The organism is Streptomyces sp. A1277 (assembly GCF_004795015.1).
In the GTDB taxonomy this organism is placed as follows: Bacteria; Actinomycetota; Actinomycetes; order Streptomycetales; family Streptomycetaceae; genus Streptomyces.
Window position 1 is genome coordinate 38,044 of the sequence record NZ_SSBI01000029.1, and the last position, 12,821, is coordinate 50,864.

11 protein-coding genes are annotated in these 12,821 nt (G+C 72.3%); 8 read left to right on the forward strand and 3 right to left on the reverse strand.

What is annotated here, in order from left to right; genetic code table 11:
- Positions 1 to 44: 44 nt before the first annotated feature.
- The 8 genes from E6R18_RS20165 (at position 45) to E6R18_RS20200 (ending at position 10,734) form a co-directional block, all read left to right on the forward strand.
- On the forward strand, positions 45 to 1,991 hold the full coding sequence (locus E6R18_RS20165; protein ID WP_136318294.1) for an acyl-CoA dehydrogenase family protein: 1,947 nt from the start codon (positions 45 to 47) through the stop codon (positions 1,989 to 1,991).
- Between the two features lie 119 nt (positions 1,992 to 2,110).
- Positions 2,111 to 3,355, forward strand: coding sequence for a 3-phosphoshikimate 1-carboxyvinyltransferase (gene aroA / locus E6R18_RS20170; RefSeq protein ID WP_136318295.1), 1,245 nt, complete (start codon positions 2,111 to 2,113; stop codon positions 3,353 to 3,355).
- Positions 3,356 to 3,433: 78 nt separating this feature from the next.
- Positions 3,434 to 4,687, forward strand: a complete 1,254-nt coding sequence (gene dxr, locus E6R18_RS20175; protein ID WP_136318296.1) for a 1-deoxy-D-xylulose-5-phosphate reductoisomerase — start codon at positions 3,434 to 3,436, stop codon at positions 4,685 to 4,687.
- Positions 4,684 to 5,994: a site-2 protease family protein gene (locus E6R18_RS20180; RefSeq protein ID WP_136318297.1), complete on the forward strand. Its 1,311-nt coding sequence runs from the start codon at positions 4,684 to 4,686 to the stop codon at positions 5,992 to 5,994. Before dxr ends, E6R18_RS20180 begins: the two co-directional genes overlap by 4 nt.
- Before the next feature lie 184 nt (positions 5,995 to 6,178).
- Positions 6,179 to 7,333 (forward strand): flavodoxin-dependent (E)-4-hydroxy-3-methylbut-2-enyl-diphosphate synthase, encoded by a 1,155-nt coding sequence (ispG, locus tag E6R18_RS20185; RefSeq protein ID WP_136318298.1) that lies wholly within the window; start codon positions 6,179 to 6,181, stop codon positions 7,331 to 7,333.
- 168 nt (positions 7,334 to 7,501) lie between these two features.
- The gene (locus E6R18_RS20190; RefSeq protein ID WP_206308330.1) at positions 7,502 to 8,347 is read left to right on the forward strand and encodes a DUF4081 domain-containing GNAT family N-acetyltransferase; all 846 of its coding nucleotides are present in this window, start codon (positions 7,502 to 7,504) and stop codon (positions 8,345 to 8,347) included.
- A gap of 40 nt (positions 8,348 to 8,387) precedes the next feature.
- Positions 8,388 to 8,957 carry a GNAT family N-acetyltransferase gene (locus tag E6R18_RS20195; protein WP_136318299.1) on the forward strand — a complete coding sequence of 190 codons (570 nt, stop codon included), beginning with the start codon at positions 8,388 to 8,390 and terminating at the stop codon, positions 8,955 to 8,957.
- Between the two features lie 73 nt (positions 8,958 to 9,030).
- Positions 9,031 to 10,734 (forward strand): proline--tRNA ligase, encoded by a 1,704-nt coding sequence (locus E6R18_RS20200; RefSeq protein WP_136318300.1) that lies wholly within the window; start codon positions 9,031 to 9,033, stop codon positions 10,732 to 10,734.
- Positions 10,735 to 10,805: 71 nt separating this feature from the next.
- On the opposite strand, the gene E6R18_RS20205 is transcribed toward E6R18_RS20200, so the two are convergent.
- The 3 genes from E6R18_RS20205 to E6R18_RS20215 are packed head-to-tail and all read right to left on the reverse strand — an operon-like array spanning position 10,806 to position 12,765.
- Positions 10,806 to 11,729: an aminoglycoside phosphotransferase family protein gene (locus E6R18_RS20205; RefSeq protein ID WP_136318301.1), complete on the reverse strand. Its 924-nt coding sequence runs from the start codon at positions 11,727 to 11,729 to the stop codon at positions 10,806 to 10,808.
- A gap of 29 nt (positions 11,730 to 11,758) precedes the next feature.
- Positions 11,759 to 12,229, reverse strand: coding sequence for a ferritin-like domain-containing protein (locus E6R18_RS20210; RefSeq protein ID WP_136318302.1), 471 nt, complete (start codon positions 12,227 to 12,229; stop codon positions 11,759 to 11,761).
- Positions 12,226 to 12,765, reverse strand: coding sequence for a hypothetical protein (locus E6R18_RS20215; protein WP_136318336.1), 540 nt, complete (start codon positions 12,763 to 12,765; stop codon positions 12,226 to 12,228). The genes E6R18_RS20210 and E6R18_RS20215 overlap by 4 nt, the downstream gene beginning before the upstream one ends.
- Between the last annotated feature and the right edge of the window lie 56 nt (positions 12,766 to 12,821).

Sequence of the window (12,821 nt, forward strand, 5' to 3'; positions counted from 1 at the left end):
CTGCCGGGTCCACCCACCCGACGACGCGGCGAGGTGAGCTCCTCATGTCCGCTCCATCCGCACAACGGCCCACGCCCAAGGTCTCCGAACGCGAAGCGCGCCAGGTGGCCGAGGACGCGCGGGAACGGGACTGGCGCAAACCCAGTTTCGCCAAGGAACTGTTCCTCGGCCGCTTCCGCCTGGACCTGATCCACCCGCACCCGCTGCCCGCCGGAGAGGACGTCCGGCGCGGCGAGGAATTCCTCGCCCGGCTGCGCGAGTTCTGCGAGACCAGGGTCGACGGCGCCCTGATCGAGCGCGAGGCCAGGATTCCGGACGAGGTGATCAACGGCCTCAAGGAACTCGGCGCGCTCGGCATGAAGATCGACGTCAAGTACGGCGGTCTCGGCCTGACCCAGGTCTACTACAACCGCGCCCTCGCGCTGGCCGGTTCCGCGAGCCCGGCGATCGGCGCCCTGCTCTCGGCCCACCAGTCCATCGGGGTGCCGCAGCCGCTGAAGACCTTCGGCAGCCAGGAGCAGAAGGACACCTTCCTGCCCCGGCTGGCCCGTACGGACATCTCCGCGTTCCTGCTCACCGAGCCCGACGTCGGCTCCGACCCGGCCCGGCTGGCCACCTCCGCCGTGCCGGACGGCGACGACTACGTCCTGGACGGCGTCAAGCTGTGGACGACCAACGGGGTCGTCGCCGACCTGCTGGTGGTCATGGCCCGGGTCCCGAAGTCGGAGGGCCACCAGGGCGGCATCACCGCGTTCGTGGTCGAGGCGGACGCCCCCGGCATCACCGTGGAGCACCGCAACGCCTTCATGGGCCTGCGCGGCATCGAGAACGGCGTCACCCGCTTCCACCAGGTGCGCGTCCCGGCCGCCAACCGCATCGGCCCCGAGGGCGCCGGGCTCAAGATCGCGCTCACCACCCTCAACACCGGGCGGCTCTCGCTGCCCGCCATGTGCGTCGGCTCGGGCAAGTGGTGCCTGAAGATCGCCCGCGAGTGGTCGGCCGTACGGGAGCAGTGGGGCAGGCCGGTCGCCAAGCACGAGGCCGTCGGGGCCAAGATCTCCTTCATCGCCGCGACCACCTTCGCCCTCGAAGCCGTGGTCGACCTCGCCTCGCAGATGGCGGACGAGAACCGCAACGACATCCGCATCGAGGCGGCCCTCGCCAAGCTGTACGGCTCCGAGATGGGCTGCCTCATCGCCGACGAGCTGGTCCAGATCCGCGGCGGACGCGGCTTCGAGACCGCCACGTCCCTCGCCGCCCGGGGCGAGCGGGCCGTACCCGCCGAGCAGATGCTCCGCGACATGCGGATCAACCGGATCTTCGAGGGCTCCACGGAGATCATGCACCTGCTGATCGCCCGCGAGGCCGTCGACGCCCATCTGAAGGTCGCCGGCGACATCATCGACCCCGACAAGCCGCTCTCCGCCAAGGCGAGGGCGGGCGCCAACGCGGCCGGTTTCTACGCCAAGTGGCTGCCCAAGCTCGTCGCGGGCCCGGGTCAGCTGCCGCGCACCTACGCCGAGTTCCACCCGGCCGGCCACGCCGACCTCGCCACCCACCTGCGCTACGTCGAACGCGCCTCGCGCAAGCTCGCCCGCTCCACCTTCTACGCCATGTCCCGCTGGCAGGGCCGGATGGAGACCAAACAGGGCTTCCTCGGCCGCATCGTGGACATCGGCGCGGAACTCTTCGCGATGAGCGCCGCCTGCGTCCGCGCCGAGCACCTGCGCGTCGCCGACGACCACGGCCGCGAGGCGTACCAGCTCGCCGACGCCTTCTGCCGGCAGGCCCGCATCCGGGTCGAGGAACTGTTCACCCGGCTCTGGTCCAACACCGACGACCTCGACCGGCGCGTGGTCGACGGCGTCCTGTCCGGCACGTACGGCTGGCTGGAGGAGGGCGTGGTGGACCCGAGCGGCGAGGGCCCCTGGATCGCCGACGCCACCCCCGGCCCCTCCACCGAGGAGAACGTCCACCGGAAGATCCGCTGACACCGGACGATCGCCGGCACCGGAAGATCCGCTGAAGCGACGCCCTCCGCGCGGCGGGGCCCGTCCAGTCGCTGGACGTGCCCCGCCGCGCGGTGCCCGGCACGGCAGGATGGCGGCCCGTGACCGTCATCCATGTCCCCGGTTCCAAGTCCGTCACCGCGCGCGCCCTCTTCCTGGCCGCCGCCGCGAACGGCCGCAGCACGCTTCTGCGCCCCCTGAGCTCGGACGACACCCAGGGGTTCGCCGCCGGGCTGACCGCGCTCGGCTACGAGGTCGAGCAGGAGGCGCAGGAGTGGCACATCACCGGCCGCCCCGCCGGGCCCGCCGCCACCGAGGCGGACGTCTACTGCCGCGACGGGGCGACCACCGCCCGCTTCCTGCCCACCCTCGCGGCCGCCGGCGCCCGGGGCAGCTACCGCTTCGACGCCTCCGCGCAGATGCGCCGCCGCCCCCTCGCCCCGCTCACCGAGGCCCTGCGCACCCTCGGCGTCGACCTGCGCCACGAGCAGGCCGAGGGCCACCACCCGCTGCGCATCGAGGCCGCCGCCATCAAGGGCGGCGAACTCACCCTGGACGCCGGGCAGTCCAGCCAGTACCTCACCGCCCTGCTGATGCTCGGACCGCTCACCGAGACCGGGCTGCGGATCACCGTCACCGACCTAGTCTCGGCGCCCTACATCGAGATCACCCTCGCGATGATGCGCTCCTTCGGCGTCGAGGTCACCCGCGGCGGCCCCGGCGACAGCGTGTTCACCGTGCCGCCCGGCGGCTACCGCGCCACCGCCTACGCCGTCGAACCCGACGCCTCCACCGCGAGCTACTTCTTCGCCGCGGCGGCCCTCACCGGCCGCGAGGTCACCGTCCCGGGGCTCAGCGAGGGCGCCCTCCAGGGGGACCTGCGGTTCACCGACGTACTGCGCCGCATGGGCGCGGACGTGCACATGGCGGGCGGCGCCACCACGGTCCGCTCCACCGGCGCCCTGAGCGGCCTCACCGTCAACATGCGCGACATCTCCGACACCATGCCGACCCTGGCCGCACTCGCCCCCTTCGCCTCGGGGCCCGTGCGCATCGAGGACGTCGGCAACACCCGCGTCAAGGAATGCGACCGGCTGGAGGCGTGCGCGAGCAACCTGCGGCGGATGGGCATCACCGTCACGACAGGACCGGACTGGATCGAGATCCTGCCCGGCACGCCCCGGCCCGTGGAGATCGAGACCCACGGCGACCACCGCATCGTCATGTCGTTCGCCGTCACCGGCCTGCGCACCCCCGGCATCACGTTCGACGACCCCGGCTGCGTCCGCAAGACGTTCCCCGGGTTCCACGAGGCATTCGCCGCATTCGCCGGCGCCACCGGCTGAGGACCGGGACAGGACACGCTCGGGGCTACCCGGGACGCCCTGTCCCCGCACACAGACCGAGCGGCGACAATAGGCGCCATGACCGACAGCCCTGCCCCCCTCGCCGACCCGCACCTCGTCTTCGACGCCGTGGAAGGCCGCCGGGATCTCGTCATCCTCGGCTCCACCGGGTCCATCGGCACCCAGGCCATCGACCTGGTGCTGCGCAACCCCGACCGCTTCCGCGTCACCGCGCTGTCCGCGGCCGGCGGCCGGGTCGCCCTCCTCGCCGAGCAGGCCCGCCTGCTGAAGGTGCGCACGGTGGCCGTCGCCTCGCCCGAGGCCGTACCGGCCCTGCGCGAGGCGCTGCGCCAGGAGTACGGGACGGCCGAGCCGCTGCCCGAGATCCTGGCCGGGCCCGACGCGGCCGCCGAACTGGCCGCGAGCGACTGCCACACCGTGCTGAACGGCATCACCGGCTCCATCGGCCTCGCCCCGACCCTGGCCGCGCTGAAGGCGGGGCGCACCCTGGCACTCGCCAACAAGGAGTCGCTGATCGTCGGCGGCCCCCTCGTCAAGGCGCTGGCCGCGCCCGGCCAGATCATTCCGGTCGACTCGGAGCACGCGGCGCTCTTCCAGGCGCTCGCGGCCGGCACGCGCGCCGATGTGCGCCGGCTCGTCGTCACCGCGTCCGGCGGCCCGTTCCGGGGACGGACCAGGAGCGAACTCGCCGACGTCACCCGGGAGCAGGCCCTCGCGCACCCGACCTGGGCCATGGGCCCGGTCATCACGGTCAACTCGGCGACCCTGGTCAACAAGGGACTCGAAGTCATCGAGGCGCACCTCCTCTACGACATCCCCTTCGACCGCATCGAGGTCGTCGTCCACCCCCAGTCCTACGTGCACTCCATGGTCGAGTTCAGCGACGGCTCCACCCTCGCCCAGTGCACCCCGCCCGACATGGGCGGACCGATCGCCATCGGTCTGGGCTGGCCGCAGCGCGTCCCGGACGCGGCCCCCGTCTTCGACTGGACGAAGGCGTCCACCTGGGAGTTCTTCCCGCTGGACACCGAGGCTTTCCCGTCCGTGGGACTCGCCCGGCACGTGGGCGGGCTGGGCGGCACCGCGCCCGCGGTCTTCAACGCGGCCAACGAGGAGTGCGTCGACGCGTTCCTGTCCGGCAGGCTGCCCTTCAACGGCATCATGGACACGGTCACCGCGGTGGTGACCGAACACGGGACGCCCGCTTCGGGAACTTCTCTCACCGTCGCGGACGTCCTTGAAGCGGAGACCTGGGCGCGGACCCGGGCCCGGGAACTCTCGGCCAAGGCCACTGCGGAGGCACGCGCATGAGCATGACGACGATCCTGTTGACGATTGTGGGCATCGCCGTCTTCGTGTTCGGTCTGCTGTTCTCCATCGCCTGGCACGAGCTCGGCCACCTCTCCACCGCCAAGCTCTTCGGTATCCGCGTCCCGCAGTACATGGTCGGCTTCGGCCCGACCATCTGGTCGCGCAAGAGGGGCGACACCGAGTACGGCATCAAGGCCATCCCGGCCGGCGGCTACATCCGCATGATCGGGATGTTCCCGCCCGGGGCGGACGGCCGGCTGGAGGCCCGGTCCACCTCGCCGTGGCGCGGCATGATCGAGGACGCCAGATCCGCCGCCTTCGAGGAGCTCGAACCGGGCGACGAGAAACGCCTCTTCTACACGCGCAAGCCGTGGAAGCGCATGATCGTCATGTTCGCCGGACCGTTCATGAACCTGGTCCTGGCCGTGGCGATCTTCCTCGGCGTCTCCATGGCCTTCGGCTTCCAGACCAACACCACCGAGGTCGCCGGCGTCCAGCAGTGCGTCATCCCGCAGAGCGCGGGCCGGGACACCTGCGAGAAGTCCGACGCCGTCTCGCCCGCACAGGCCGCCGGGCTGAAGAAGGGCGACAAGATCGTCGCCTTCGACGGCGAGCGCATCGACGAGTGGTCCACCCTCTCCGACCGCATCCGCGAGACCATCGGCCCCGCCACCCTCACGGTCGAGCGCGACGGGCAGGAGAAGACCCTGCACGCGGTGCTCATGAAGAACGCCGTGATGAAGAAGGACTCCCACGGCGAGGCGGTCGCCGGGAAGTACGTCACAGCCGGCTACCTCGGGTTCGAGGCGAACAGGGAGATCGTCCCGCTCTCCTTCGGCGACTCGGTCGTGCGCATGGGCGACATGATCGAGAACGGCGTCGACTCGATCGTGGCCCTGCCGTCCAAGATCCCCGCCCTCTGGGACGCGGCCTTCAGCGACGGCGAACGCGCGGCCGACTCCCCGGTCGGCGTCGTCGGCGCGGCCCGGATCGGCGGCGAGGTGATGACGCTGGACGTCCCGGCCCAGAGCCAGATCGCGATGATGCTGTTCCTGCTGGCCGGCTTCAACCTCTCGCTGTTCCTCTTCAACATGCTGCCGCTGCTCCCGCTCGACGGCGGCCACATCGCGGGCGCCCTGTGGGAGGCGCTGCGCCGCAACGGGGCACGGGTCTTCAAGCGCCCCGACCCCGGCCCGTTCGACGTCGCCAAGCTGATGCCGGTCGCCTACGTGGTCGCCGGGGTCTTCATCTGCTTCACCCTGCTCGTCCTCGTCGCCGACGTGGTCAACCCGGTCAAGATCACCTGACCGGGGCGGCCCGCCCGCCCGGCGCACCGCGAGTGACGGCCGGTGCGCACGGCGCGTCCACCCGCCCGACATTCCGTACGGGCCCGGACGCGGTGTGCTCCCGGCCGCTCTCGGTGACGTAACCTCGAAGGCCGGAGCCCGCCGATACCGGGACCTCGATCCACACCTTGGGGATGCTCAGCGCATGACTGCGATTTCTCTCGGAATGCCCGCCGTTCCGACCAAGCTCGCCGAACGGCGGGTCAGCCGCCAGATCCAGGTCGGCTCGGTGGCGGTCGGCGGGGACGCGCCGGTCTCGGTGCAGTCGATGACGACCACGCGTACGTCGGACATCGGCGCGACGCTTCAGCAGATCGCCGAACTGACCGCGTCCGGCTGCCAGATCGTGCGCGTGGCCTGCCCGACACAGGACGACGCGGACGCCCTGAAGATCATCGCCGCGAAGTCGCAGATCCCAGTGATCGCGGACATCCACTTCCAGCCGAAGTACGTGTTCGCCGCGATCGACGCCGGCTGCGCGGCGGTCCGCGTGAACCCCGGCAACATCAAGCAGTTCGACGACAAGGTCAAGGAGATCGCGCGGGCCGCGAAGGACGCCGGCACGCCGATCCGGATCGGCGTCAACGCCGGTTCGCTGGACGCGCGGCTGCTCAAGAAGTACGGCAAGGCGACCCCCGAGGCCCTGGTCGAGTCGGCGCTCTGGGAGGCGTCCCTCTTCGAGGAGCACGACTTCCGCGACATCAAGATCTCGGTCAAGCACAACGACCCGGTCGTGATGGTCAACGCCTACCGCCAGCTCGCCGCCCAGTGCGACTACCCGCTGCACCTCGGCGTCACCGAGGCAGGCCCCGCCTTCCAGGGCACCATCAAGTCGGCCGTCGCCTTCGGCGCACTGCTCAGCGAGGGCATCGGCGACACCATCCGCGTCTCGCTGTCCGCGCCCCCGGCCGAAGAGGTCAAGGTCGGGCTCCAGATCCTGGAGTCGCTGAACCTCAAGCAGCGCCGCCTGGAGATCGTCTCCTGCCCCTCCTGCGGCCGCGCCCAGGTCGACGTCTACAAGCTCGCCGACCAGGTCAGCGCCGGTCTTGAGGGCATGGAGGTGCCGCTGCGGGTCGCCGTCATGGGCTGTGTCGTCAACGGCCCCGGCGAGGCCCGCGAGGCCGACCTCGGCGTCGCCTCCGGCAACGGCAAGGGCCAGATCTTCGTCAAGGGCGAGGTCATCAAGACCGTGCCCGAGTCGAAGATCGTGGAGACCCTCATCGAAGAAGCCATGAAGATCGCCGAGCAGATGGAGAAGGACGGCATCGCCTCCGGCGAGCCCGAGGTCTCCATCAGCTGAGCCCATGCACCCCGCGACCGCGCCCCGCCGGAGGAACGACCTCCGCGGGGCGCCGTCCGTGAGCGGCGTCACCGCGTGCACGGGAAGCCGTATCCGGGCACGGGCGGCGGCCGCCGTGCTCTGCGGGTACAGTGCGGAAATCAGCAGACCGCATGGTGAGGCCCCCTCGTGTTGACGCAGACCACCACCCGGGTCCTCGAACCCAGCGACCTCGGCGCCGCCCTCGCGGTGCTCGAGAGCGAACCCGTGACCAACGCCTTCGTGACGTCCCGCGTCCAGATCGCCGGCCTCGACCCCTGGCGCCTCGGCGGCGAGATGTGGGGCTGGTACGCCGACGGCCACCTGCGCTCCCTGTGCTACTCGGGCGCCAACCTCGTCCCCATCTGCGCCGGCCCCGAAGCCGTGCGCGCCTTCGCCGAGCGCGCCCGCAGGGCCGGCCGCCGCTGCTCCTCGATCGTCGGCCCGGCCGAGCCCACCGCCCAGCTCTGGCGGCTCCTCGAACCGGGCTGGGGCCCCGCCCGCGAGGTCCGGGCCAACCAGCCCCTGATGGAGACCGAGAGCCCGTCCGCCGACGTGGAACCCGACCCGCTCGTCCGCCGCGTCCGCAAGGACGAGATGGACGTCCTCATGCCGGCCTGCGTGGCCATGTTCACCGAGGAGGTCGGCGTCTCCCCGCTGGCCGGCGACGGCGGCCTCCTCTACCAGGCCCGCGTCGCCGAACTCGTCGCCGCCGGCCGCTCCTTCGCCCGGATCGAGGACGGGAAGGTCGTCTTCAAGGCGGAGATCGGCGCCACCACGCCCCAGGCATGCCAGATCCAGGGCGTGTGGGTCGCCCCGGAGTACCGCGGCCGCGGCCTCTCCGAGACCGGCATGGCCGCCGTGGTGCGGGACGCGCTGGCCGACGTCGCCCCGATCGTCAGCCTCTACGTCAACGACTACAACACCCCCGCGCGCAAGGCGTACCGCCGCATCGGCTTCCGGGAGACCGGCGCGTTCATGAGCGTGCTGTTCTGACCGGCCCCCGGGCCGGCGGCGAGGACAGTAGGGTCGGTCCATGGCAGCAGCTTCCGGGGGCGGCGGCCCCCGCACCACCGGCATCCGCGTCGGGCCGATCGACCTCGCCGCACGCGTCGACGAGGCGCTCGCCGTACAGGCCGTCGCCTTCGGCCTCGGCGCCGAGGAGATCGAGGTGCGCCGCCACATCGTGCTCCGGCACCTCGACCACCCGCACGCCCGCGCGCTCGGCGCCCTGACCCCCGACGGCCGGCTCGTCGGCTTCGTCTACGGCATGCCCAACGACCGCGGCCACTGGTGGTCCACCGTGGTCGAGCCCTATCTGCGCGCCACCGGCTCCGCCCACTGGCTGGACGACTCCTTCGTGATCACCGAACTGCACGTCCACCCGGACGTCCAGAACCGGGGCATCGGGCGCACCCTCATCACCACCGTCACGGACGCCGTCGCCCAGCCACGCTCGATCCTCTCCGCCATCGACACGGACAGCCCGGCACGCGGCCTGTACCGCTCGCTCGGCTACCAGGACCTGGCCCGGCAGGTCGTCTTCCCCAGCGCCCCCAAGCCGTACGCGGTCATGGGAGCGCCCCTGCCGCTGCGCCGTACGTGAGGGAATGGATTTCCGCCCGCGCGGGCCGCCCCGCTAACCTCGGGCCCATCACCCTTCCGAGCAGGAGTTCACCATGGCCCAGGTCCAGCGCATGTCCCGATTGATGATCAAGACACTGCGCGACGACCCGGCGGACGCCGAGACGCTCAACCACAAGCTCCTCGTCCGAGCCGGCTACGTACGACGCACCGCCGCCGGAATCTGGTCCTGGCTGCCGCTCGGCAAGAAGGTCCTGGAGAACATCACCCGCGTCGTCCGCGAGGAGATGGACGCCATCGGCGGCCAGGAGGTCCTGCTCCCCGCGCTGCTGCCCAAGGAGTCGTACGAGGCGAGCGGCCGGTACGACGAGTACGGCGACCTGCTGTTCCGGCTGCGGGACCGCAAGGGCGCCGACTACCTCCTCGGCCCCACCCACGAGGAGATCTTCACCCAGGTCGTCAAGGACATGTGCTCGTCCTACAAGGACCTGCCCGTCATCCTGTACCAGATCCAGACGAAGTACCGCGACGAGGCCCGCCCCCGGGCCGGTGTGCTGCGCGGCCGCGAGTTCCAGATGAAGGACTCGTACTCCTTCGACACCACCGACGAGGGCCTGGTGGAGGCGTACCAGCTGCACCGCGCCGCCTACATCCGGATCTTCGAGCGGCTCGGCCTGGACCACCGCATCGTCTCCGCGGTCTCCGGCGCCATGGGCGGCTCCGCCTCCGAGGAGTTCCTGGCGCCCGCGCCCGCCGGCGAGGACACCTTCGTGGACTGCCCGAACTGCGACTACGCGGCCAACACCGAGGCCGTGACCTTCAACGCCACCCCGGGCGACGCCTCGGCCGTGGACGCCGTCGAGGAGCTGGACACCCCCGACACCCCGACCATCGAGACCCTGGCCGCCCACCTCGGCGTGCCGGCCTCCGCCACCCTGAAGAACCTCCTGGTCAAGGTGGACGGCGAGATCGTCGCCGTGGGCGTCCCCGGTGACCGCGAGGTCGACCTCGGCAAGCTCGGCGAGCACCTGGCGCCCGCCGTGGTCGAGCTGGTCACCGCCGAGGACTTCGTGGGCCGCCCCGACCTGGTACGCGGCTACGTCGGCCCGCAGGGCCTGGAGAAGGTCCGCTACGTCGCAGACCCCCGCGTCGCCGCGGGCACCGCCTGGATCACCGGCGCCAACAAGGACGGCAAGCACGCGAAGAACGTCGTCGCGGGCCGCGACTTCGAGGTGGACGACTACCTCGACGTCGTCGTGGTCGAGGCGGGCGACCCCTGCCCCAAGTGCGGCAGCGGCCTCCAGGTCGACCGCGCCATCGAGATCGGCCACATCTTCCAGCTCGGCCGCAAGTACGCCGACATCTTCGCGCTCGACGTGCTCGGCCAGCAGGGCAAGCCCGTCCGCGTCACCATGGGCTCGTACGGCATCGGCGTCTCCCGCGCGGTGGCCGCCCTCGCCGAGCAGACCGCCGACGACAAGGGCCTGTGCTGGCCCCGCGAGGTCGCCCCGGCCGACGTGCACGTGGTCGCCGCGGGCAAGGCGCTCCAGACGGAACTGGCCCTCGACGTCTCCGAAAAGCTGGGCGCCGCCGGTCTGCGGGTCCTGGTGGACGACCGCGCGGGCGTCTCGCCCGGCGTCAAGTTCACCGACTCCGAGCTCATCGGCGTCCCGAAGATCCTGGTCGCCGGCCGCCGCTCGGCCGAAGGCGTCCTGGAGCTGAAGGACCGCCGCACCGGCGAGCGCGAGGAGCTGACCGTGGACGAGGCGGTCGCCCGCCTGACGGAGCAGCAGGACTGACCCGCCTTCTTACGCGTAGGGGCCCCACACGGAACGTTCCGTGTGGGGCCCCTACGCGTAGCAACGGGTCTCTACAGCCAGCCCGCGAACTCCAGCGTCACTTCGCCCTCCTGACGGCGCCCGGCCGCAAGGGCCCGGGTGCCCGACTCCACGGCCCGGAACAGCGTCCAGCCGTGCAGCCGCCGCTGGTCCACGTCCAGCGAGTCCGCGAGCTTCTTGACCCGGCGCCGAGCCGTCGTGGCGCCTGCGGGCGAGGCGATCAGGTCCTCGACCCGGTCCCGGACCAGCCGCGCCAGGTCGTAGGCCCGCTCGCCGACCAGCGGCTCGGGCCCGACCGTCAGCCAGGGCGCCCGCTCACCCGCGAGCACCTTGCTCTGCCGGAAGTTGCCGTGCAGCAGCAGCGTCTCGGGGGAGTGGGCGACCAGTTCCTCACGGGCCGCCAGCGCCGCCGTGACCAGGGGCTCCAGCGCGGAGTCGGACGCGGCGGCGGCCCGCATCGCGTCCGTACGCCGCCCGGTCCGCTCGGCGACCGTCTCGAAGGCGTGGCCGGCCGGCGGCTCCACCCACAGCCGCCGCACCGTCCCGGCCGCCTCCAGCAGCGCCTTCGCCTCCGGCAGCGAACGCAGCGACATCTCCGGGTGCAGCCGTTCCAGGAGCAGCGCACCCTCGACGGGCCCTGCGTCGTCGGCGGGATCGAGCAGCCGGACCGCGCCCCAGCCGTTCCAGTGCGCCAGCGCGGCCTCTTCGAGGGCGGGCGCGGCGCCGGACGGGGCGAGCTTCAGGGCGGCCGGGGTGCCGTCGGACCCCCGTACCAGCAGGACCAGGCTGCTGCGCCCGCCGGGGGCGGCGACCCGCTCCACGGCCGGTGCGCGCCCGGTCGCGGCCAGCGCCTGTTCGGTCAGTGCGTCGAGCCCCGCGAGCCATTCGCCGGCGGCCGTATCCCCGTACGACTCGCCGAGCGCTCGCACCAGACGCTGCGGCGGTTCAAAACCCATACGTGCCGTGTTCCCTTTCAGAGCCTTCTTCAGTGCGCCGCGCCGGCCTCGGTCTTCGCGCTGGTCCCGGTCTTCGTACCGGCCCGCTCGGCGAGCCCGGGAAAGGGTACGCCGCTGCCCCGCCAGCGCACCGCGCGCACCGCGGCCTCGCGCAGCGCGTCCGCCGCGCTGCGCCGCAGTTCCCCCTCGGCGGCCCGGACCAGATCGGAGTAGACGTACGCCACCCGGTCCTCCAGGAAGGCGGCCAGCCGCACCGCGGCCGCCGCGTCCGGCACCGCGAACGGCAGAGCGTACGCGGCGTCGGATGCCACCGGGTCACCGCCCAGGTCCCGGACCGTGCGCACCAGGGCGTCCCGGCGGGCGCGGTGGGCGTGGTGCGCTGCGGTGGCCTCGGCCCGGCGGGCCGGGGCGACCCGGCCGCCCGCCACCCCGTAGCCGTAGACCGCCGCGTGCTCGGCGGCCAGCGCCGCCTGGGCCGCTTCCAGCGTGCCGTCGCTCATGCGGGGGTCTCCTTGGCCAGTTCGGTCAGCAGGTAGGCGTGGGCCGAGCAGGCGGCGGCCACCGAGGCGAGCAGCCGGGCCAGCTCCCCGGGCGCCTCCAGGAGCAGGGCGGTGTAGGTATCGGCCGCGCCGCGCTCCGCGGCGGCCAGCTCCTTGACCGCGGCGGCGGGTTCGGTGGCCCGGGAGCGGGCCATGCCGAGCGCCGGCGCCTTTTCCGGGGCGAGCGCCTTGAGGTGGGCGCGGACCGTGTCACGCAGGGGGGTGAGCGCGGTGGCCGTCGAAGGGTGGGACCTGAGCACGTGCTCGTACCCGGCGAGCAGGGTCGCCGTGGTGCGCGAGGCGCTGGTGCGCAGCGCCTTCTCCGTGCGCACCGACGACGTCCCGTCGGCCGCCGTCCGTGCCCCGCTGTGGGCGGAGCCCTTGCGGCCCGAGCCCGTGTCCTCGGTGTCGCCTCCGCAGCCCGACAGCACCGCGCCGACGGCCAGCGCGCCCGTCGCCGCGAGCGCGCCCCTGCGCGTCGTCCCCGTACGCCGCACTTGTTCTCCTTCGGGCTGGATCTGTTGTGACTGGATCTGTCCGGAAGTGATCACCC